This is a genomic window from Kitasatospora sp. NPDC086801 (assembly GCF_044745805.1).
Lineage (GTDB): Bacteria > Actinomycetota > Actinomycetes > Streptomycetales > Streptomycetaceae > Kitasatospora.
Window position 1 is genome coordinate 1 of record NZ_JBIVAX010000044.1, and the last position, 21,027, is coordinate 21,027.

The 21,027-nt window shown below is 72.5% G+C and carries 20 protein-coding genes; 9 read left to right on the forward strand and 11 right to left on the reverse strand.

The window, feature by feature from the left end:
* Positions 1-316: 316 nt before the first annotated feature.
* Both ACIPLC_RS31895 and ACIPLC_RS31900 read right to left on the reverse strand, forming a co-directional pair.
* Complete coding sequence (locus ACIPLC_RS31895) at positions 317-2,461, reverse strand: restriction endonuclease (RefSeq protein ID WP_400476508.1); 2,145 nt, start codon at positions 2,459-2,461, stop codon at positions 317-319.
* A 136-nt stretch (positions 2,462-2,597) separates the two neighbouring features.
* Positions 2,598-2,948 carry a hypothetical protein gene (locus ACIPLC_RS31900; protein ID WP_400476509.1) on the reverse strand — a complete coding sequence of 117 codons (351 nt, stop codon included), beginning with the start codon at positions 2,946-2,948 and terminating at the stop codon, positions 2,598-2,600.
* 119 nt (positions 2,949-3,067) lie between these two features.
* Here ACIPLC_RS31900 and ACIPLC_RS31905 point away from each other — a divergent pair, with 119 nt between their 5' ends.
* Positions 3,068-4,003, forward strand: coding sequence for a DUF2797 domain-containing protein (locus ACIPLC_RS31905; RefSeq protein ID WP_400476510.1), 936 nt, complete (start codon positions 3,068-3,070; stop codon positions 4,001-4,003).
* An 82-nt stretch (positions 4,004-4,085) separates the two neighbouring features.
* Here the strand turns inward: ACIPLC_RS31905 and ACIPLC_RS31910 are convergent, their stop codons facing one another.
* The 4 genes from ACIPLC_RS31910 to ACIPLC_RS31925 form a co-directional block, all read right to left on the reverse strand.
* The gene (locus tag ACIPLC_RS31910) at positions 4,086-4,388 is read right to left on the reverse strand and encodes a hypothetical protein (protein WP_400476511.1); all 303 of its coding nucleotides are present in this window, start codon (positions 4,386-4,388) and stop codon (positions 4,086-4,088) included.
* A gap of 326 nt (positions 4,389-4,714) precedes the next feature.
* Positions 4,715-5,452, reverse strand: a complete 738-nt coding sequence (locus ACIPLC_RS31915) for a succinate dehydrogenase/fumarate reductase iron-sulfur subunit (RefSeq protein ID WP_400476512.1) — start codon at positions 5,450-5,452, stop codon at positions 4,715-4,717.
* Positions 5,449-7,392 carry a fumarate reductase/succinate dehydrogenase flavoprotein subunit gene (locus ACIPLC_RS31920; protein WP_400476513.1) on the reverse strand — a complete coding sequence of 648 codons (1,944 nt, stop codon included), beginning with the start codon at positions 7,390-7,392 and terminating at the stop codon, positions 5,449-5,451. Before ACIPLC_RS31920 ends, ACIPLC_RS31915 begins: the two co-directional genes overlap by 4 nt.
* A complete protein-coding gene (locus tag ACIPLC_RS31925; protein WP_400476514.1) occupies positions 7,389-8,093 on the reverse strand; it encodes a succinate dehydrogenase cytochrome b subunit in 705 nt (234 codons plus the stop codon). The genes ACIPLC_RS31920 and ACIPLC_RS31925 overlap by 4 nt, the downstream gene beginning before the upstream one ends.
* Positions 8,094-8,189: 96 nt before the next feature.
* Here ACIPLC_RS31925 and ACIPLC_RS31930 point away from each other — a divergent pair, with 96 nt between their 5' ends.
* Positions 8,190-9,110 carry a LysR family transcriptional regulator gene (locus ACIPLC_RS31930; RefSeq protein WP_400476515.1) on the forward strand — a complete coding sequence of 307 codons (921 nt, stop codon included), beginning with the start codon at positions 8,190-8,192 and terminating at the stop codon, positions 9,108-9,110.
* Between the two features lie 176 nt (positions 9,111-9,286).
* On the opposite strand, the gene ACIPLC_RS31935 is transcribed toward ACIPLC_RS31930, so the two are convergent.
* Together ACIPLC_RS31935 and ACIPLC_RS31940 are read right to left on the reverse strand one after the other, a co-directional pair.
* Positions 9,287-10,105 carry a class I SAM-dependent methyltransferase gene (locus ACIPLC_RS31935; RefSeq protein ID WP_400476516.1) on the reverse strand — a complete coding sequence of 273 codons (819 nt, stop codon included), beginning with the start codon at positions 10,103-10,105 and terminating at the stop codon, positions 9,287-9,289.
* The gene (locus ACIPLC_RS31940; protein ID WP_400476517.1) at positions 10,102-11,415 is read right to left on the reverse strand and encodes a helix-turn-helix transcriptional regulator; all 1,314 of its coding nucleotides are present in this window, start codon (positions 11,413-11,415) and stop codon (positions 10,102-10,104) included. Before ACIPLC_RS31940 ends, ACIPLC_RS31935 begins: the two co-directional genes overlap by 4 nt.
* 203 nt (positions 11,416-11,618) lie before the next feature.
* Between ACIPLC_RS31940 and ACIPLC_RS31945 the strand changes: the two genes are divergently transcribed.
* The 6 genes from ACIPLC_RS31945 (at position 11,619) to ACIPLC_RS31970 (ending at position 15,458) form a co-directional block, all read left to right on the forward strand.
* On the forward strand, positions 11,619-12,125 hold the full coding sequence (locus ACIPLC_RS31945) for an ATP-binding protein (RefSeq protein ID WP_400476518.1): 507 nt from the start codon (positions 11,619-11,621) through the stop codon (positions 12,123-12,125).
* 181 nt (positions 12,126-12,306) lie between these two features.
* Complete coding sequence (locus ACIPLC_RS31950; RefSeq protein ID WP_400476519.1) at positions 12,307-12,447, forward strand: hypothetical protein; 141 nt, start codon at positions 12,307-12,309, stop codon at positions 12,445-12,447.
* A gap of 13 nt (positions 12,448-12,460) precedes the next feature.
* The gene (locus tag ACIPLC_RS31955) at positions 12,461-13,366 is read left to right on the forward strand and encodes a JmjC domain-containing protein (protein ID WP_400476520.1); all 906 of its coding nucleotides are present in this window, start codon (positions 12,461-12,463) and stop codon (positions 13,364-13,366) included.
* Entirely contained in the window at positions 13,363-14,055 is a 693-nt protein-coding gene (locus tag ACIPLC_RS31960; RefSeq protein ID WP_400476521.1) for an aldo/keto reductase, read from the forward strand. The genes ACIPLC_RS31955 and ACIPLC_RS31960 overlap by 4 nt, the downstream gene beginning before the upstream one ends.
* A 231-nt stretch (positions 14,056-14,286) precedes the next feature.
* Positions 14,287-15,075, forward strand: coding sequence for a hypothetical protein (locus tag ACIPLC_RS31965; protein WP_400476522.1), 789 nt, complete (start codon positions 14,287-14,289; stop codon positions 15,073-15,075).
* 251 nt (positions 15,076-15,326) lie between these two features.
* Positions 15,327-15,458, forward strand: coding sequence for a hypothetical protein (locus ACIPLC_RS31970; protein WP_400476523.1), 132 nt, complete (start codon positions 15,327-15,329; stop codon positions 15,456-15,458).
* Positions 15,459-15,729: 271 nt separating this feature from the next.
* On the opposite strand, the gene ACIPLC_RS31975 is transcribed toward ACIPLC_RS31970, so the two are convergent.
* The 3 genes from ACIPLC_RS31975 to gcl form a co-directional block, all read right to left on the reverse strand.
* The gene (locus ACIPLC_RS31975; RefSeq protein WP_400476524.1) at positions 15,730-16,218 is read right to left on the reverse strand and encodes a glutathione peroxidase; all 489 of its coding nucleotides are present in this window, start codon (positions 16,216-16,218) and stop codon (positions 15,730-15,732) included.
* Between the two features lie 83 nt (positions 16,219-16,301).
* Complete coding sequence (locus tag ACIPLC_RS31980) at positions 16,302-16,766, reverse strand: pyridoxamine 5'-phosphate oxidase family protein (protein ID WP_400476525.1); 465 nt, start codon at positions 16,764-16,766, stop codon at positions 16,302-16,304.
* Positions 16,767-16,914: 148 nt separating this feature from the next.
* Positions 16,915-18,696: a glyoxylate carboligase gene (gene gcl / locus ACIPLC_RS31985; protein ID WP_400476526.1), complete on the reverse strand. Its 1,782-nt coding sequence runs from the start codon at positions 18,694-18,696 to the stop codon at positions 16,915-16,917.
* 810 nt (positions 18,697-19,506) lie between these two features.
* On the opposite strand from gcl, the gene ACIPLC_RS31990 reads away from it, so the two are divergent.
* Entirely contained in the window at positions 19,507-20,988 is a 1,482-nt protein-coding gene (locus ACIPLC_RS31990) for a SulP family inorganic anion transporter (RefSeq protein ID WP_400476566.1), read from the forward strand.
* Positions 20,989-21,027: the final 39 nt, after the last annotated feature.

Here is a 21,027-nt window from a genome sequence, read left to right on the forward strand (position 1 = left end):
AAGGTGACGCTGACGTTGTCGAGGGCCACGACGCGGGTCTCCCCGTCCCCGTAGACCTTGTTGAGGCCGGTGGCGCGGGCGGCCGCCAGGCCGGTACGGACGGCGGTTGCGGGGGTCGTCACGGAGGTGCTCCTGAGGGCGGGAACGGGCATTCGGGTTCCGTTCCATCCTCCCAATCCGTTCGAGCGCGATGCGTATGTCCCGAGGAGGGGCGACCCCCGCCGTCTCGGCGGCTCGGCGGGGGCCTTCTCCTCCTCAGGTATGACATCGACCCCTGAGGACCATGGTCCCGCCGCTGCGGACCATGGTCCCGGAACTACTCCACCGCGACGCCGAACGCGCCCGCCAGCCCGAGCAGACCATTCGTCACCGCGCGGCCCGACGGGCTGAACTGCCAGCCTCCGCCAGTGCGTTGGAACGAGCCGACGAGCATCGCGCTGTCCGGCACGCCGCCGGTGCCGGCCGCCCACTGCGCCGGACCGCCCGCGCCCGGACCGTACGTCGCCGCCAGGGCGACACCGTGCACGTAGCCGAGCGGCAGGGCCCGCGGCTCCTCCTCCTCGGTGGAGACGGCGACCACCACCTCGTCCACCGTGGCCGCCAGCCGCTCCAGGTCCAGGGTCAGCCGGACCGCCCGGGACGGCTCGCCCGGCACCGAGTGGGTGGGGTGCAGCCGCACGGCGCCGTCCGGGTCCTGCGGATTGTTGAAGAACACGAAGTGCTCGTCGCTCAGCACCCGCCCGGCGGTGCACAGGAACGCGGTGACGTCCAGCTCCACCGCGTCGCCGCCGGCCGTCCGGCTCTGCCAACTGACCGTCAGGCTGCTGTGCCGGTCCGTCGGCGCGGCGGCCGGTGCGGGCTTCTCCTGCTCCGCGGAGCCGCCGCCGAGCCGACCCCGCAACCCCTGCTCGGCCAGCAGCTCCACCAGCTCCGGCCCGCTGACCAGCGTCAGCGGCTTCCCCTCGATGTAGCTGTACGAGCCGCGGCCGAAGCCGGCGGTGGTCACCAGGATGCCCTTGTTCGCCCCGTGGTGCCGAACGGTCGACTCCAGGTCGCGCACGGCCGTCGGGGGGACGGTCTTGCGGTAGCGCTTGGCCTGGATCACGATCTTGCCGCCGGTCACCGGATCCAGGTCCTCGGCGACCACGTCCACCCCGACGTCGCCGCTGCGGGCCGTGGTCATCACCCGGAAGCCGCGCAGCCGGAACAGTTCGGCGATCAGCTCCTCGAACTCGATCGGGTCCATCTCGAACAGGTCCGGGGCGTCCTCGCCGCCGTGCCCGGCCATGCTCCCGCCGACCGTCTCCGGCAGCCGGTCCGGCCGCACCTCGTCCAGCCGCTCCGGGCGCGCCGACAGCTTGCCGCCCAGGCCCTGGAAGCACTCCACCGGTGCCACCCGGTCCAGCGCCAGCCCCGCGAACTCGGCCCGGGAAGCGGTCAGGGTGGACAGGAAGCGCTCAGCCTCCCGGCCGGTCGCCGGGTCGATGCCGAGGACGAAGCCGTTCAGCACCACCGAGTCCAGCATCCCGTCCCGGTCCGCCCGGAACAGCTCCGCCGCCAGCCGCAGCGCCGACTGCGCCAGCACCTCCCGGTACAGCGCCTTGCGCTCCGTCGCCGGGCGGGCCACCTCGGCCTCGCGGTCGTCCGTCTTCACGTACCGCACCCGGCCGGCGGCCGGCACCACGCCCGGGCCGGGCAGCTCCCAGTTCACCACCAGCTGCCGGGTCGAGGACTCCCAGGCCGCCACCAGCCGGTGCGGGAAGCCCTCCGGCCAGGCCGCCGAGGCGTACAGGCCGGCGGTGAAGTACTCCTGCACCGCCTCCGGCTCGCCCGCGCGCAGCCGCCGCAGCAACTCCTCGGTACGGGCGGCGCGGTCCTCGTCCTGGCGGCGGAACTGCGCCGCCCAGGCCAGGTACTCCTGGTGGTACACGGCCAGCCGGCGCTGCCGGTCCGCCTCCTGCGCCTGGGCGGCGTACCAGTCCTGCTCGAACCGGGCCCGGGCCTGCGCCAGGTACTGCTCGTACTGCCGCCGCACCCCCGGATTGCGCGACTGCACCTGGTCCGGCGGCGGCACGTGGTACTTCGGGCCGCCCTGGTCGGGCATCGCCACCGCCCGGCCCAGCGGGCCCGGGTCGAACGGCGGCACCGGGCGCGGCGCCAGCAGCGCCTGCGGGCCGAACGCCGGCGCCGCCAGCCCGGCCGCCAGCAGCCCGCGCAACTCCTCGACCCGGGCGTCCAGTTCGGCCGTCAGCCGGGCCGCCTCCGCCTCCCGGGACTGCTGGTACGCCCGCTGCGCCTCCCGCTCGTTGCGGGCCGCGGCCCGCTGCTCCTCGCGCTGCTCGCGCTCCAGTCGGCGCTGCTGCGCCGCCTCGGCGCGCCAGCGGGCCTCCTCCCGGCGCTGCTGCTGCCGCTGCGCCTCCGCCCAGATCGCCAGCACTCCGTCGTTCCGCCGCCCCGCCACCGTCCACCCCTTCATTGCACGCCGGACCGGTCGCGCCGCGGGCCTCCCGGCCGCGCCGCCAACCGCGCCCGCAACAATAGAACGTGAACACCCCGCCCGGCCAAGCCCCGCGACCAGCACGGCTTCACTGCACCGGTCAGTACACCCGGGGCGCGTCGTCACGTTCCCGTCGTGCGCCCGGAGGGCGGGCGGTGGCGGAGTCGGGGTGCGGGCAGCGCAAGGCGGAGGCGGGAGGCGATGCGGTGGGGGCACCTCCCGGCCGGAGGCTGGGGGCGTTCGGGCGGCCGGCGACGACGTGGCGAGGTGCGTGCCCCAACGCCGGTGCGCGGGCCCAGGCGACGGCGCCGGCGGGCCGGGACCAGTCGGCGTCCGCGGGCGCCTCGCGCAGGGTGGCGGCGGCGAGCCGGAGGGCGAGCGCGAGGTCGTCGGCGCTGAGGGGGGACGGGCTGGCGGTGGCGGCGGGCTGGGCGGCGGAGTCGGGCGTCATGATCGCGGAGGCTAGCAGGGGGCACTGTCACGGGAGCACTGCTATGGGGGGCACCGTCGCCGGGGGCGTTTGTCAGGGGTGGCGGGTACTCTGCACTGGTTCGAGAGGGAGGGATACCCGTGACGATCGCACCGCAGCACCCGGACCGGCCCGGCGGCTGGGTCTCCACCGGGCTGAGCTGGCACGGGGGCCGCGCCCTGCTCGGCGCCGTGCGCGGCGGCCAGGCGCACGAGCGGGCCGTCACGCCCGGCGCGGAGGTCGGCTGGCTGCTGGGCGGGCCGCGCCGCTGCACCGGCGCCTGGCTGGCCGGGGCGACGGAGCGCACCCCGTGCCCGCACCACGCGGTGATCGCGCCGGACGGCGCCGCGGTGCAGTGCCCGGCCTGCCAGAGCGTCGACCGGGGCCTGGCCCTCGCCCGGGACCAGATCCTCGACGACGGCCGGACGTACCTGCTCTACCTCGCCTGGTTCGGCGACGGCCTGCTGAAGGTCGGCCTGACCGCCGAGCAGCGCGGCGACAGCCGACTGCTCGAACAGGGCGCACTGGCCTACGCGTTCACCGCCCGGGGCGGGCTGCCGGCCATCCGGCGCGCCGAACTCACCGTCGCCGCCTCCGGGTTGGCGCGCGAGCGGTTCAAGGCCAGGCTGAAGACCGAGCACTGGTGGGCGCACGGCGACGAGCCGTACCGCCGGGCCGTGCTGGCCGAGGCCCGGACGCAGACGCACCGCCTGCTGGCCGGCCACGCGCTGGAACTGCTCGCCGAGCGCCCGGTGGTCGACCACGTGGCGCGGTTCGGGCTGTCCGACGGCGCCCCGGAGGCGTACCGGCAGGTCGGCGGTCTGGCCGCCGGGGCGGTGATCGCGGGCACCCTGCGGCCGCCGGTGGGCCGCCACCTGTTCCTGGACCAGGCCGACGGCTCGGGGCCGCTGCTGCTGGACACCCGGCTGCTCACCGGCTGGACGCTCGCGCCCGTCTCCGGCCGCCCGACGTCCGGAGTGGTCCTGGAGGAGCGGGTCCGCCCGCCGGAGCCGGACACCCAGGAGGCGCTCTTCTAGGACGCGGCACGGGTGTGTCCGGCGGTACTCGCCGGCGCCGTCGTGCTGGAGCGGTTCCTCGCGAGCGCCGGGGGCCGGCGACTCAGCCCAGCCTGCTGCGCACCCCGCCCGGGCCGGGCCCGGCCCGGCGGGACAGCGGCGGCCGGGACGGGCGGACGTCGGCGCGCGCGGTGGGCTCGCCGTCGGCGGTGCGCCGGGCCAGCGCGGCCCGGGCGGCGGCCAGCGCCACGCGGGTGAGCAGCGGGTCCTCCTGGAGGCCGGCGGACCGTTTGGCCGTCTGGCAGTGCGAGCACCAGATCGGTGAGGCGGGCCCGTCCGGGTACGCCATGCTCTCGGGCGGCAGGTAGTGTCCGCCGCACTCGACACACTCGAAGACCAGCCTCATCCGATGACCACCGTCCCGGATCCGTGGCACCGACCGCAGGGCGACCAGAAGGTGTGGATCCTCGGCACCATGCTCCCTTCGTCGTCCCGTTCGACCGTGGCTTCGGTCTTCTGGGTCCCCCCGGACCCGCCGCAACCGGAACAGGACTGAACCTCGGGCATATGCCGTCCTTCCGTAGCGGAGGACCACGGTAGCGCGAATTCCCGGGCACGGGCGCCGGTCCTGACGATCCGCCACCCCTTGGGGGAGCGTGCGAACGCCCCGCACGCCCCACTGCACGCCGTCGGCCCCGCGCCCGGGGGCGCGGGGCCGGTCGGCGTGGCCCGTCAACCGCGCGTGGCCCGCAGGAACTCGCGGTTCATCGCGGCGATGCTGGGCAACGGGATGCCCTTGGGGCAGGCGGTGGCGCACTCGCCGGTGTTGGTGCAGCCGCCGAAGCCCTCGGCGTCCATGGCCGTGACCATGTTCCGCACCCGGGAGGCGCGCTCCGGCGCGCCCTGGGGGAGCACGTTGAGGTGGACCACCTTGGCGGAGGTGAACAGCATCGCCGAGCCGTTCGGGCAGGCCGCCACGCAGGCGCCGCAGCCGATGCACTCGGCGTGCTCGAAGGCGGTGTCGGCGGCCTCCTTGGGGACGGGCGTGGCGTGCGCGTCGGGGGCGCTGCCGGTGGGGGCGGAGATGTAGCCGCCGGAGCCGATGATCCGGTCGAAGGCGGAGCGGTCCACCACGAGGTCCTTGACCACCGGGAAGGCCGCCGCCCGCCACGGCTCGACGTCGATGGTGTCGCCGTCCTGGAAGTGCCGCATGTGCAGCTGGCAGGTGGTGGTCCGCTCGGGGCCGTGGGCCTGGCCGTTGATGACCATGCCGCAGGCGCCGCAGATGCCCTCGCGGCAGTCGTGGTCGAAGGCGACGGGCTGGTCCCCGCGGGTGATCAGCTCCTCGTTGAGGCTGTCGAGCATCTCCAGGAAGGACATGTCGGGGCTGATGCCGCCGACCTGGTAGGTCGTCATCGACCCGGGTGCGTCCGGGCCCGCCTGGCGCCAGATGCGCAGGGTGAGGTTCATGCGTAGCTCCGCTGGGTGGGGTGGACGTACGCGAAGTCGAGGGCCTCGCGGTGGAGGACGGGGGCGGCGCCGGTGCCGGTGAACTCCCAGGCGGCGGCGTAGCCGTACTCCTCGTCGCGCCGGGCGGCCTCGCCGTCGGGCGTCTGGCTCTCGGTGCGGAAGTGGCCGCCGCAGGACTCGGCGCGGTGCAGGGCGTCCAGGCACATGAGTTCGGCGAGCTCGAAGTAGTCGACGAGCCGGTTGGCCTTCTCCAGCGACTGGTTGAGCTCCTGCCCGGTGCCGGGCACCTTGATCCGGCGCCAGAACTCCTCGCGCAGCTGCGGGATCCGTTCCAGGGCCCGGCGCAGTCCGGCCTCGTCGCGGGCCATCCCGCACTCGTCCCAGAGGAGTTCGCCGAGTTCGCGGTGGAAGGAGTCGGGGGTGCGGTCGCCGTCCACCGCGAGGATGAGGTTCAGCCGGTCCTCGACCTCGGCCTCGGCCTCGGTGACCGCCGGGTGGTCGGCGGGGACGGCGGGCAGCGGGTTGCGGGCCAGGTAGTCGTTCAGGGTGGGCGGCAGGACGAAGTAGCCGTCGGCGAGGCCCTGCATGAGCGCGCTGGCGCCGAGCCGGTTGGCGCCGTGGTCGGAGAAGTTGGCCTCCCCGACGGCGAACAGGCCGGGGACGGTGGTCTGCAGGTCGTAGTCGACCCAGAGTCCGCCCATCGTGTAGTGGATCGCGGGGTAGATCCGCATCGGCACCCGGTACGGGTCCTCGGCGGTGATCCGCTCGTACATGTCGAACAGGTTGCCGTACTTGGCGGCGACGGCGTCCCGGCCCAGCCGGCGGATGGCGTCGGCGAAGTCCAGGTAGACGCCCTGCCCGCCGGGGCCGACGCCGCGGCCCTCGTCGCAGACGTTCTTGGCGGCCCGGGAGGCGATGTCGCGCGGCACCAGGTTGCCGAAGGCCGGGTAGATCCGTTCCAGGTAGTAGTCCCGCTCGTCCTCGGGGATCTCGGCCGGCGGCCGGGTGTCGCCCTGGGCCCTGGGCACCCAGATCCGGCCGTCGTTGCGCAGCGACTCGCTCATCAGGGTGAGCTTGGACTGGTGGTCGCCGGAGCGCGGGATGCAGGTGGGGTGGATCTGGGTGAAGCACGGGTTGGCGAAGTGGGCGCCGCGCCGGTGGGCCCGCCAGATCGCGGTGGCGTTGGAGTTCTTGGCGTTGGTGGAGAGGTAGAAGACGTTGCCGTAGCCGCCGCTGGCGAGGACCACGGCGTCGGCGGTGTACGTGCTGATCGCGCCGGTGACCAGGTCGCGGGCGACGATGCCGCGGGCCCGGCCGTCGACGACCAGCAGGTCGAGCATCTCGGTGCGCGGGTGGATCTCCACGTTCCCGGCGGCGATCTGCCGGGACAGCGCCTGGTAGGCGCCGAGCAGCAGCTGCTGGCCGGTCTGGCCGCGGGCGTAGAAGGTCCGGGAGACCTGCACGCCGCCGAAGGAGCGGGTGTCCAGCAGGCCGCCGTACTCGCGGGCGAACGGGACGCCCTGGGCGACGCACTGGTCGATGATCTCGACCGACACCTGGGCGAGCCGGTGCACGTTGGACTCACGGGCGCGGAAGTCGCCGCCCTTGACGGTGTCGTAGAACAGCCGGCGGATCGAGTCGCCGTCGTTGCGGTAGTTCTTGGCCGCGTTGATGCCGCCCTGGGCGGCGATCGAGTGAGCGCGCCTCGGGGAGTCCTGGAAGCAGAACTGGACGACGTGGTAGCCCTGTTCGGCCAGGGTGGCGCCGGCCGCGCCGCCGGCCAGGCCGGTGCCGACCACGATCACGGTGTGCTTGCGCCGGTTGGCCGGGTTGACCAGCTTGGCGTCGAACCGCCGCTGGTCCCAGCGCTGTTCGATCGGCCCGCCGGGGGCCTTGGTGTCGGCGATCGGCTCGCCGAGGGTGTAGTTCAGGTAGCTCACTTCACGACTCCGGTCATCACGGCCACGGGGACGGACAGGAAGCCGGCGGTCAGTACGAGCGCCAGGCCGTTGGCGGTCAGCTTCAGCGCGCGGTCGCGGCGGGCGTTGTTGGCGCCGAGGGTCTGCGCGGCGCTCCAGAAGCCGTGCCGGATGTGCAGGCCGACGGCCAGCATCGCGACGATGTAGAACACGCAGCTGTACCACTGGCCGAAGGAGGCCACGATGTTCTGGTACGGGTGGCCGTGCTCGGCGGCGGGGTTCACGGTGAGCGTGGTGAGGTCGAGGATGTGCCAGACGATGAACAGCGCCAGGATCACCCCGCCCCAGCGCATGGTCCGGGTCGCGTAGCTCGCCCGGCGGCGCTTGTGGACGTACTTGCTCGGCCGGGCGGCGAGGTCGCGGCGGCTGAGCTGGTAGGCGGACACGCCGTGCAGCAGGACGGCGGCGAGCAGGCCGAACCGGGCGATCCAGAGGAACCACTCGTGGCCCAGGAACGGCTGGCCGATGGTGCGCAGCCAGGCCGCGTAGCCGTTGATGTCGTCGGGGCCGGCGAACACCTTGAGGTTGCCCAGCATGTGTGCGACCAGGTACAGCAGCATGACCAGCCCGCTGACGGCCATCACCGCCTTCTTGCCGACGGTCGACCGCCACAGGGTCGCCAGGGTGGACGGGCGCCGGGCCGTCCGAGTCGCGGTTGTCATGGCAGCAACGGTAGGGACGGGCGCCAGGGTGCGTCCAAGACATGATGCGGCTCACGACGATAGCCAGGGCCTATCGGCGCGGCCTATCCTGGTGGGGTGCAGCTCCAGCAACTCCGCTACTTCCTGGCCGTCGCCGAGACCCGCCACTTCACCCGGGCCGCCGAGGCGGCACACGTCGCCCAGCCCTCGCTCTCCCAGCAGATCCGTTCACTGGAGCGGGAGTTGGGCGCCGAGCTGTTCCACCGCACGCGCGGCAACATCGCCCTGACCGACGCCGGGCAGGCGCTGCTGCCGCTGGCCCGGCGCATCCTCGCGGACACCGAGAGCGCCCGGCTGGCCGTCCAGGAGACGGTCCAGCTGCGCCGCGGCCGGGTGCGGCTGGGCGCGCCGCCGAGTCTGTGCACCAGCCTGGTGCCGGACGTGCTGCGGCTGTTCCGGGACCGCCACCCGGGGGTGGCGCTGGCCGTCCGGGAGGGCGGCTCGCGGGACCTGGTCCGCTCGCTGGCGGCGGGGGAGCTGGACCTCGCGCTGATCATCACCCCGCCGAGCGGGGAGGCCGCGCCCGCGCTGGCCGTCACCGAGCTGCTGCACGAGGAGCTGGTGCTGGTCTCCGCCGAGCGGCGGGCCCGGCGCAAGGCGCGGGTGGCGGAGCTGCGGGGGCGGCCGTTGGTGATGTTCCGGGAGGGCTACGACGTCCGGGAGGCGACCCTGGCAGCCTGCCGGGCGGCCGGCTTCGAGCCGGAGTTCGCGGTGGAGGGCGGCGAGATGGACGCGGTCCTCGGCTTCGTCCGGGCCGGACTCGGGCCCGCGGTCGTCCCGGGGATGGTCGCGGCCCGCTCGGGCCTCGCGGTCACACCCTTCGCCGGGCCGGGCCTGGGCCGCACCATCGCCGTCGCCCACGGCCACGAAGTGCCGCTCACCCGCGCGGCGGAGGCGCTGCGCGCGACCCTGCTGGCACATCTGCGCGACGCCGCCGGATCCGGTGAACTCCCACCGGGGACCCGCCTGTTGCTGTGACGGGGAGGGCCACCACCTGCGGCCCTCCCCGCCGGCGGGTGGGGATCAGGCCGACCGGACGGCATATGAACGACTGCTCTTTTCGCCCTGGAGGAGTCCAGATGGACCAGAGCAGCCATGATGACGCGAGGAAACCACCTTGTCGTTTTAGGCAGTGACCATGTCGCTCGGCCGCCTTACCGCCTACAAGTCAGAATGCCACCGAGGCACGTGATCTTGAATGAGCCTTCTGTCTTGATGGCGGCGGCAGCGATCTCTGCCGCCCGACTGACCGTCTCGCGGAAAGGGACGCCGCATTGGTCAGCCCACGCTTCGTAGGAGGCGAGGTGGGAAACGATCGGCGCAGGATCGGTGATCTCGATGGCGCCAGGCAGTTCCCGGACCCGGATGTCCTTGAACGCTGTTCCGAGGTAGCCGGGGGCCTTTTCCAGGGAGAAGCGGGAGCTGAGGGAAACCCGCGCCGGCCCCTCGGGAATCCCGAGGATGTCGCCTGCGGCCCGGGCCCAGAGCCGGTCCAACTCCTTTTTATCGCTGGTGCTGTTGGTCGAGGCGATGAGCACACCGCCAGGCCGGAGGACGCGGGCCAGTTCCTCGATCGTGGCCTCGATATCGCTGACGTGGTACAGCATGTGCAGGGCCAACACGGCGTCGGCGCTGTCGTCGGCGAAGGGCAGGGCCTGGGCGTCGGCTACCAGGACCGGCTTCTCGACGTCGGCGAGGATGCCCGCCGAAATGTCCATCCCGACGACCTGGAGGTCCGGGCGATCCTTGTGCAGGCGGCTGACGAACTTGCCGTTGCCGCACCCGGCGTCCAGGACGATCCCGCTTGTGCCGGCCAGCTCTTCGAGGACGATCCCGGGCAGGTCGTACCGCGGCTGCTGCCACCGGTAGATGGACTGGCGGGCGGCCAGGTGGCGTCCGTCGGTGTAGGCGCTGTTCGCGAGGATCGCCTTGTCGGCGATAGCGGCGTCCTGCTGTGCGGTGTTGCTCGTCACTGGGGCAGCTCCGGAGGATTCGTGAGTGCGGGTCGAGAGCAGGCTTCTCTGACATTCTCGCGGAGACTCAGGACGATCGGGGAGCCTGCGTAGGCGGGCTCGGCGAGACGGGTGCTCAGGGCTCGAAGTCGGGCAGAGATGCTCGCTGTTCGCCGGTCCGGTGCGGCGTTCAGCACCACCGAGAGCTTCTCCTGCACGCCGTCGAGGTCGCCGTGGGCGAGGTGGGCGTTGGCGAGGTCGAGGCGGGCCGCCAACAGGTCACCGGAGGACTGTTCCTGCCGCGGTGCGGACTCGTACAGGGCAATGGTCCTGGAGGACGCCTCGATGGCACGGTTCACGTGAACCTGGCTGCCCAGGGCAAGGAGGGCGGTGCCGGCGTAGGTCCACTGCTTGGCATCGGGAAACGTGAATACGCCGGGAAGATCCACTCCGGCTACGGCGCTCCGCGCCGCCTCGGCAGCTTCCACGGCCCGTAGCGCGCTCGCGCTGTCGCCGAGCGCCGCAGCAGCCCGTGCTTCGAGGCTGAGCAGACGCGCTGCGATCGTCCCGCTGTCCGCATACGGCAGCCCGGCTCTGGCCAGCTCGGCGGCCTGGTGGTGGTCCTGCTGCCAGTAGGCGATCAGGGACTGGATGGATCGGATCCAGGCCCGGAGACCGTTGTGGCCGGGTGGCTCCGCGCAACGCCAGGCGGTTCGCGAATGCGTAGCCGCAGCTGTGTACTGGCCGAGGTCGAGGGCGACATGGGTGGCCAGGCCGCAGAGGCGTCCGGCCTGCAGGTAGAGATGGCCTGTCTGGTAGGGGCGTTGACGGCCTCGAAGTAAGTCGAACACTCCTCGCCGGAGGGTTCCGATGTCATGGAAGAGCTCGGACACCGGCTTGCTCACGTAGTCCCCTGCCAGCCTCGCGAGGTCCGCGTCGATCTGTTCGAGCAGCGTGTCGTCCACGTTGGACGCGCTCGCGAAACGGAGGAACAGCGCGGACTCTGCCGAGTCGGCTGCCACGGCCGATACGAGGTCGTTGTCGTGGTCCGTGCGCCGGGCAGGCACAAGAAGCGAGGCTTCGTTGACGCTGCTGGACGGTGGAACTGCTTTGGCGGCTGCAGGGGGTGCTGCCAGCAAGTCGGCCAACTGGTCGACCGAGAGTTTCAGGGCGCGGGCGAGCTTCGGCCGCATCCAGGGCTGTGGGGCGCCTCTGCCGCTCTCCCATCGCCCCACGGTCGTACGGTCCACGTCGAGGGCTTCAGCCAGGGATTCCTGGGTGTGCCCGACCGCCTCCCTGCGCTGGATCAGCCGGGACCTCCTGGATGCCATCCCGCGTCCTCCGGAGGTACGTCAGTTCGTCTGCAGCCATAACAGGCCAGGTCATGCCCGGGTTTGCAGCACGGATGCCTCATTGCCGCTTCTATTCTGGTCTGGTTCACCGGCGTTGGAGGCGGTTCTGTAGATACCTGCCGGGTGAATCCCGGCGCGAATCGGCCCCCTGCCGACCTCGTCCGGTTGAAAGGTCCGCGCTCATGTCCGTCGCCACTCGCCAAACGGTCACTCCTGCCCCGTTCGGCTTTCGCGTGCTGCCCACTGCCGAGGCCGTACCGAACGCCCGGCGGCGGGTGATACAGGCCGTGCGCAGTTGGGGCCTTCCGCTCGCGGAGGACGCGCTCCGCGATGTCGAGTTGCTGTCCAGCGAGCTGATCACCAACGCTGTGTCCCACACCCACACCCACACCCACGCCCCGTGCGTCGTGTGCGTGTCCTGGGACGGTGAACGGCTGCGCGTCGAGGTGACGGACGTCGGCCACGAACTGCCGGTTGCTGGCGGGGTCGATCTCGACGCCACCGGCGGGCGAGGACTGTTCCTGGTGGCAGCGCTCGCGACGAACTGGGGCGCCGAGCCGGACCCCGCTGGCAAGCGGATCTGGTTCGAGGTCGGCACCACCGCCGCAGTCTCGGGCGACGAGCGACTCACCGAGCTGGTGAGGGCCCCGGCCCCGAAGGCACGGGACGTCGTCCCGACCAGTGCCTGACACGACTTCCTCCCGCTCCGACGCGGGCTTGGGGGATGCAGGTGGCCGCGCCGGTCAACAGCCGTGCGGCACAAGCACCTGAGGTTCCTTGCCAGCGGCTTTGTCCTGGCAACGGATCCATCGCTGCACCCACGACGGGGCCGGGCAGTCGGCCCACCCCATGAAACCGAAGGAGTGCTTCATGCCCGAGAACCTGACGACCGGCACCGAGCCGGAGGGCGACGGTCTGCTGGTCGCCCGCACCAAGGTCGCCGCGGCCCGCTCGCGCAGCGAGCAGCCGTCGGACGGCGGCTCCACCGGCCGAACCGACACCAACGACTGACGGCTGTATCACGATGACCGCCGAGCACTTCTCGGTGGTTGAGCGTCTGGGCGGGGACGAACTCCACCCCGGCATCGGTGCTCTGGCCGGCCGGCTTGAGCGCCGGCTGCGAACCGGCGTGCAGGTTAACCTGTACGCCTCCTGGACCGACATCGAGGGCTTCGGCGTCCACTGGGACGATCACGACGTGGTCGTCGTCCAGCTCGACGGCGCGAAACGCTGGCGCATCTGCGGTCCCACCCGTACGGTGCCGATGCACCGCGACGTCGAGACGCCCGAGCAGCCGCCCGAAGAGCCCGTCGCCGATCTGGTTCTCACCGCCGGCGATGTGCTCTATCTGCCTCGGGGCTGGTGGCACGCCGTCGCCGCCTCCGAGGGCCGGCACTCGCTGCACGTCACGTGCGGGCTGCAGGGCACGACGGGTGCCGACTTGATCACCTGGCTGTCGGAGATGTTGCGTGCCCACGAGACCGTCCGGGCGGACATCCCGCGCTTCGGGGCCGCGGAGGAGCAGCGTGCCTTCCTCGACGCGATCGGCAAGCTCCTCGCGACCGAGCTGGAGAGCGACGACCTGATCGCCCGCTTCTCCTCCGCTCGCGACGCCACCGAGCGAGCCCGGCTCACGCCGTCGCTGCCCCACATCACGGCGGCCCCACCGGATGCCGACCTGCAGGTACGCCTGGTCACCACGCGGCCCGTTCTCACTGCCCTGCCCGACGGCACCGTCCGGCTGACCGCCGGCGGCGAGGAGTGGACGTTCGCCGCCAAGGCCGAGCCGATGCTCGCGCTCCTCGCCGATGGGGAACCTCACCGGCTGGCCGATCTCGCGCAGGCCGCGGGCGTCGCTCTCGGACAGGCGGCCGGTGTCGTGACGGAGCTGGTCGACGGCCAGGCCGCCGCGATCGGAGGCCTTCGATGACCGCCCGGCTGGGCCTCGGCACCTACCGTTGCCTCGATGTGGCCGAGGCGGCGTTGATGGCCGCCTCCCGAGGTGCCGACTGGGTGGACACGGCGCCCAACTACGCAGGCGGCCGGGCGGAGGCGTCGCTCGCAGTGGCTCTGGCTGCCTACCCGGATCTGTGCGTCTCCACGAAGGTGGGCTTCGTCCCGGCCGGCACCAGGCACATCGGGGTACGAGCCGGTGCCCTGTCCGCGGCGGACGCCGAGCGCGGGCACTGCCTCACCCCGGACTACATCGCCTGGCAGCTCGCGCGCTCCAAGCTCATGCTCAGCCGGGTACCCGACCTGGTGTTCGTCCACAACCCCGAGCATGTCTGCTCGGACGGCGAGATCACCGGCCGGCTCTACAACGCCTTCCTGGCTCTGGAGGAGGCGTGCAGCCAACAGACCATCAGCGCCTATGGAGTGGCGACCTGGCGCGGCTTCAGCAGTGGCCTGTTCGACGTACCCACGCTGATCGAACTCGCGACCAGGCCGGCGGGCCGAATCATCACCTGTGGGCCGTCCAGCTCCCGGTCTCCCTCGTCCACCTCGCGCCCATCGCCCAGGCTCTCGACGGACACGGCCCGTTGGCCGATGCCCTGGATGCGGGACTGGAGGTGTTCGCCTCCGCCCCGCTCCACGGAGGTGAGGTCCCCGGCGTGGTGACCCCGGAACTGACCAAGCTGATCAATCCCGGTATGACCTCTGCCGAGACCGCCCTTGCCGTCGTGGCTTCAGCCCCAGGGGTGAGACGCGTGCTCCTGTCGACGGGGAACCCGGAACACTGGATGCAGGCCGCCGAAACCGTCGGCCGACCGCCGTTGTCTCCGGACGTACTCCGAAGGGTTGTTGATGTACTCGGAACCTGAGCCGGGCACCGCCAGGCGGATGCGTGGGATGCACGCCACGGCAGCAACCGCGTTCAAGGCCACGCCGATCGGCTCGCGCGAAGCGTGGGGCTGGCGCGGACGTACCCTCAGCCGCCCGGTCGCCACGGCGTCCGGCGAGGGCTGGCTCCGACTGGTGTCCGCCCCGTCCGACAAGGCCGGCGGAAAGCTCTGGGAGGGACCGCAGGAGGCAGAACGACTCATGCCTCCTGCGGTTCCCAAGCCACGCCTGCGGGAGCGACGTACCTGGACCGAGGGCGAGCACGGCTATCTGGCGGAGCTGTACGAGAAGGTCATCGCCTCCACCATCACCACTCACGAGCCGATCCTCCGGAAAGCTCCTGATCTGGACGGCGCCTGGTGGGACGAACTCGGCACCGCCCTCGACGCCATCGCCGCCGTTCCCAGCGACCGGGTCGCGGTCCGGCAGGAGTACCTGGACCGCGCCATGCCCCAGTACCTGGGCATCCCGATGGACACCAGGGTGTCTGCCTGGACGACGGCCCACGGTGACCTGCACTGGGCCAACCTCACGGGCCCAACCCTGACGGTCCTCGACTGGGAAGGCTGGGGCGTCGCGCCTGCCGGGTACGACGCGGCAGTGTTGCACTCGTACAGCCTCCTCGTGCCGGACACCGCCGCCCAGGTCCGTCACCGACTCGCCCATATCCTCGGCACGCCAGCCGGGCAGTTCGCCGAGCTTGTCGTCATCACTGAACTGCTGCAGACCACTACTCGAGGCGACAACCTCGACCTGGAGGAGCCCCTGCGAAGGCGGCTCTCCGCGATCACCAGATGACTGGCCACCGACCCTCGGCCGGGGGCGGCGCATTGGGTAGCCCTTGGGATAATCCAACGCGCCAATGTGCTCGCCCCAAGGGGCGAGGACCGGGGTAAGGATGACTTCCCCCACGACTTGCTCCGCCTGCGGCATCAGTTCGGTCACACCTGCTGTGCGCGCTCGGCTTCGACGTCCTCGGCCTGCACCGCGTCTGGGCCGTCCGCTCTCCGTTCAACGAGGCATCCGCGCGAAGACTTCTCCGTGCCGGGATGACCGAGGACGGGCGGATCCGCGTTCACGTCTTCGTCCACGGCGCCTGGCGCGACTCGATCACCTACTCGATCCTGGAGCACGAGTGGACGCCACCCGACGGCTGGGATCAGCAGCGCCGTCCAGTCTGAGGGTGGGAGCAGCGCGAGTTGGTGAGGCACGGGCGCTGGGCGGCCGAGCCTGCGAAGTGGCTGCTGTCGCACCGGCATCAGCAGCTCGGTCTTCTCCACGGTCCGCTCGACGAACCCCCACACGAACGGACATGGGTAGTGCGCAGTTCTACTGGCCCAGTTCAGTCGAGGCCGACTCGGCAATCGAGAGGGGCTGCTCGACGGCCCGGGGGAACGACGGACCGGCCCCGGGCGGGTGCCCGGGGCCGGTCCGTCGGCGGGTGGGTGGGGATCAGGCCGGCAGGACGGCCTCGATCGCCGCGATCAGCTCGGCCGACTCCGGCTCGACACGCGGCCGCAGCCGGGCCGCGACGGTGCCGTCCGGGGAGATCAGGAACTTCTCGAAGTTCCAGCTGACGTCGCCGGCCTGGCCCTCGGCGTCGGCGGTCTCGGTCAGCCGCGCGTACAGCGGGTGCCGGTCGTCGCCGTTGACGTCGATCTTCTCGAACAGCGGGAAGGTGACGCCGTAGGTGGTGGAGCAGAAGGTCTGGATCTCCTCGGCGCTGCCCGGCTCCTGCCCGGCGAACTGGTTCGAGGGGAAGCCCAACACGGTGAACCCGCGTGCGGCGTAGCGCTTCTGGAGGTTCTCCAGGCCGGTGTACTGCGGGGTCAGGCCGCACTTGGAGGCGACGTTGACGATCAGCAGCGCCTTGCCCTTGTGGTCGGCCAGCGAGGCGGCCTCGCCGGAGAGCGTGCGCAGCGGGATGTCGTACAGGCTCACGGTGGTGGTCCTTTCGAAAGGAGTGCGGAACAGGTGGTCGCCTGGCCACCGTAGTGGCCGCGACCACCTGGACCGAGCCCGACCTACCGGTCTTGCGACAGGTCGGCCCCGAAGGAGGAGAAGTCGGCGCTCGACCAGCGCTCGGGCCGCATCCGGAAGGTGGTGTCGGCGGCCAACTGCTCCCGGGCGGCGGCCAGGTAGTCGCGCGCGGCTTCGGGTGACAGGTAGCGGTTCGCGAGGGCGGCCCACTCGTCGCGGTCGAGCCGGTCCTCGACCGCCACCACCGGGCCCTCGACGCTCACGTACGCGGCCGGGCCCTGCTCGCGCTGGGCGCAGAGGGTGAACCGCCCGGCGGCGCGGATCCGCCGGGCCTTGACGGAGTCGCGGCCGGTGACGACGGTGAGCAGGCCGCCGGGGACGTAGGTGTACCAGACCGGTACGGCCAGCGGGCCCCGGTCCGCTCCGGCGCCGGAGTCGACGGCCAGCACACCGACGTGCGGTGCGGCGAGGAACCGCTCGCGCTCGGCCTTGCTCATGCTGAAGGGCATGGTGTCCGCTCCAGGGGGCTCCGGGCCCGCGCACGGAGGTCGGGCGCGAGCGTCTTCCGGTTTGTACCCGGTGCGCGTCCGGGCCACTCGGGGCGGGGCGCAGTGGTGGATCCGGGCCGGATCCCGCCCCGAGCGGCCCGCGGCGGGCTCAGGGCGCCAGCGGCTTGACGGCGGTCGGCGCGTGCTCGGGGAGGGTGGCGATCTCCTCCCACTCGTTGACCTTGTCGATGTCGGCGGCGGCCATCGAGATGTTGGTGACCCGCTCCAGGATCGCCTCGACGACGACCGGGACGCGGAACTCGGCGGCCAGCTTCTTGGCCTCCTCGAAGGCCGGCAGCAGGCCCTCGGGCTCGGTGACCCGGATCGCCTTGCAGCCCAGGCCCTCGGCGACCTTGACGTGGTCCACGCCGTAGACGCCCAGCTCCGGCGCGTTGATGTTCTCGAATTCCAGCTTGACCTGGAAGTCGATGTCGAAGGTGCGCTGCGCCTGGCGGATCAGGCCCAGGTACGCGTTGTTCACCAGCACGTGGACGTACGGGATCCGGTGCTGGGCGCCGACGGCCAGCTCCTCGACCATGAACTGGAAGTCGTAGTCGCCGGAGAGCGCGACGATCTGGCCCTCGGGGTCGGCGGTGGCGACGCCGAGCGCGGCCGGGATGGTCCAGCCGAGCGGGCCGGCCTGGCCGCAGTTGATCCAGTGCCGCGGCCGGTAGACGTGCAGCAGCTGCGCGCCGGCGATCTGGGAGAGGCCGATGGTGGTGACGTAGCGGGTCTCCGGGCCGAAGGCCCTGTTCATCTCCTCGTAGACGCGCTGCGGCTTGATCGGCACGTCGTCGAAGTGGGTGCGGCGCTGCAACTGCGCCTTGCGGGCCTGGGTGGAGGCGGCCCACTCGCTGCGGTCCTTGAGCCGGCCGGCGGCCTTGAGCTCCTGGGCGACCTGGACGAAGAGCTCCAGCGCGGCCTTGGCGTCGGAGGCGATGCCGAGGTCGGGGGCGAAGATCTTGCCGATCTGGGTGGGCTCGACGTCGACGTGGACGAACGTGCGGCCCGCGGTGTAGACGTCCAGGCCGCCGGTGTGGCGGTTGGCCCAGCGGTTGCCGATGCCCAGGACGAAGTCCGAGGCGAGGAAGTTCTCGTTCCCGTAGCGGTGCGAGGTCTGCAGGCCGACCATGCCGGCGTTCAGCTCGTGGTCGTCGGGGACGATGCCCCAGCCCATCAGGGTCGGGACCACCGGGACGCCGGTCAGCTCGGCGAACTCCCGCAGCAGGTCGGCGGCGTCGGCGTTGATGACGCCGCCGCCGGCGACGATCAGCGGGCGCTCCGACTCCTGGAGCAGCGCGATGGCCTTCTCGATCTGGATCCGGTTGGCGGCCGGCTTGTAGACCGGGAGCGGCTGGTAGGCCTCGGGGTCGAAGTCGATCTCGGTCAGCTGGACGTCGATCGGCAGGTCGATCAGGACCGGGCCGGGGCGGCCGGAGCGCATCAGGTGGAAGGCCTGCTGGAACACGCCGGGGACCTGCGCGGCCTCCAGCACGGTGGTGGCCGACTTGGTGACGGGCTTGGCGATCGAGGCGATGTCGACGGCCTGGAAGTCCTCCTTGTGCAGGCGGGCGACCGGGGCCTGGCCGGTGATGCACAGGATCGGGATGGAGTCGGCGATGGCCGAGTACAGGCCGGTGATCATGTCGGTGCCGGCCGGGCCCGAGGTGCCGATGCAGACGCCGATGTTGCCGGCCTTGGCGCGGGTGTAGCCCTCGGCCATGTGGGAGGCGCCCTCGACGTGCCGGGCCAGCGTGTGCCTGATCCCGCCGGAGGCCTTGAGCGCGGCGTAGAACGGGTTGATGGCTGCGCCCGGCACGCCGAACGCGACCTCAACGCCTTCGAGCTTGAGGATCTCCACGGCCGCGCGGGCGGCTGTCATACGAGGCATCGGGTTTCTCCTGCGTCGGCCCGCAGTGGGTCGGAGGGCTCATCTCCAGAATTCCACCATACGGAAGAATGGTTTCTGTATGCGGAAACACGGTACGGCGGGGCTCGTCGGGGCGTCAAGGGGAGGTTCAACAGAATGTGGAAGCCGGCTCCGGGGTGCGAAACCGCAGGCCGCCGTAGGCGTCCGGGGGCCGCGGAGAGGGGGTCCGGTTCGTACGCACAGGCGTCGATCGCGCTGGTGTACCCGGGGAACCGGCCGTTCCGCGGCGGAAAGCGCGGCCGGTGTGCAGTGCGGGTGAAGGGACGGTGCCCGAGGTCGGCCCGCCCCGCACCCCTGGGTACCGTCGGTGGCACGCCGGGCCCGTGACGTCCGACTGAGGGCGCGGCAGGGGGGTTCGGGACGGTCCGGGAGCGGGGGAGCTCCGGGGGCCGGTCCCGTCCAGGACCAGCGTGCCCGGTCCGCCGCGCCCGAGCGGGGGACGCACCCCCTGGCCGCACCGACCCGACACCCGCCGCCGCCCGGTCCGCCCGGACCCGCGGCCGTACCGCTGTCGCCCCCGCCGTGCGGTCCACCCCCTCGCTCGTCTCACCCCTGCCTCTCTCCTCTCTCCTCGCCCCTGCCCCCTCCTCACCCCCCTGTGACGGCGTGCCCGCAGCGGCGGGCGCGCGAAAGGAACGCCGCCATGCGCTGTCTCCCTGCCCGCCCCCCGGTGGTGACCGGGTGAGCCGACCGCCCCGCCGCCGCAAGGCCCCGCCGGGCCACCCCGGCAAGGCCGCCCCGCCGGGCCGCCGCCGGCCCCCGCTCGCCGCGCTGCGCGCCGTCCCCTGGCGCTACGACCTGCCCGCCTCGCTGGTGGTGTTCCTGGTCGCCCTGCCGCTCTGCGTCGGGGTGGCGGTCGCCTCCGGCGTCCCCGCCGAGCTGGGGCTGGTCACCGGCATCGTCGGCGGCCTGGTCGTCGGACTCCTGCCCGGCAGCAGTCTCCAGGTCAGCGGCCCGGCGGCCGGGCTGACCGTCCTGGTCTACGACGCCGTCCAGCGTTTCGGCGCCCCCGCGCTCGGCCTGCTCGTGCTCGGCACCGGGCTGCTCCAGATCGCGATGGGAGCCCTGCGGCTCGGCCGCTGGTTCCGGGCGATGTCCGCCTCGGTGGTGCACGGCATGCTGGCCGGCATCGGGCTGACCCTGCTGTTCGGCCAGCTGTACGCGCTCGCCGACCGCCGCGCCCCGGCCACCGGGCCGGAGAAGATCACCGGACTGCCCGGCCTGCTGGCGGACGCGGTCACCGGCGCGGCCGACCCGAGCGCGATCGCCCTGGGCCTGGCCACCCTGCTGGTGCTGGTCGGCTGGAAGTACCTGCCCGGGCGCGTCGCCCGCAGCGTCCCCGCGCCGCTGGCCGCGGTCGGGCTGGCCGCCGCCGTCACGGCCGCCGCCGACCTGCCGGTGGCGAGGGTCCGGGTGTCCGGCCTGCTCGACGTCGTCCAACTGCCCGACCGCGCCGCGCTGGGCGCGCTGGCCGGCACCGCCGGCCTCGGTACGGTCGTCGCCTTCACCCTGATCGCCTCCGCCGAGACGCTGTTCAGCGCCGCCGCCGTCGACCGGATGCACCACGGCCGGCGCACCGACTACGACCGCGAGCTGACCGCCCAGGGCATCGGCAACACCGTCTGCGGGCTGCTCGGCGCCCTTCCGATGACCGCGGTGATCGTCCGCAGCGCGGCCAACGTCCAGGCGGGGGCGCGGACCAAGGCCTCGCGCACCCTGCACGGGCTCTGGCTGCTGCTGTTCACCGCGCTGCTGCCCGGCGTGCTCGGGCTCGTCCCGCTCACCGCGCTGGCCGCCGTCCTGGTCCACGCCGGCGCCAAGCTCGTCCCGCTGCGGCGGATCGCCGCACTCTGCCGCGGCCACCGGGGCGAGGCGCTGGTGCTCGCGGTGACCGCGAGCGCCATCATCGCCACCGACCTGTTCGAGGGGGTGCTGATCGGCATCGGCCTGGCCGTGGCCAAGTCCGCCTGGCAGACCTCGCACCTCCAGATCGGCCTGGAGGAACTGGTCCTGCCGTCCGGCGAGGCCCTGCAGCGCGTCCGGCTCACCGGCAACGCGACCTTCCTGCGGCTGCCCCGGCTGCTGGACGCCCTGGAACGGCTGCCGGCCGACCGGCCGGTGGAACTCGACTGGTCCGGGCTGCGCCACCTGGACCACGCCTGCACGGTGGCCCTCACCGCGTGGGCCGCCCAGCACCGGGCCCGCGCCACTGCTCCGCTCGCGGTCGAACCGCCGCTGCCGACCGTGGTGTGAGCGCCGGCAAGGCTGGTTAGCCTGGTCGCGGCCCGGACC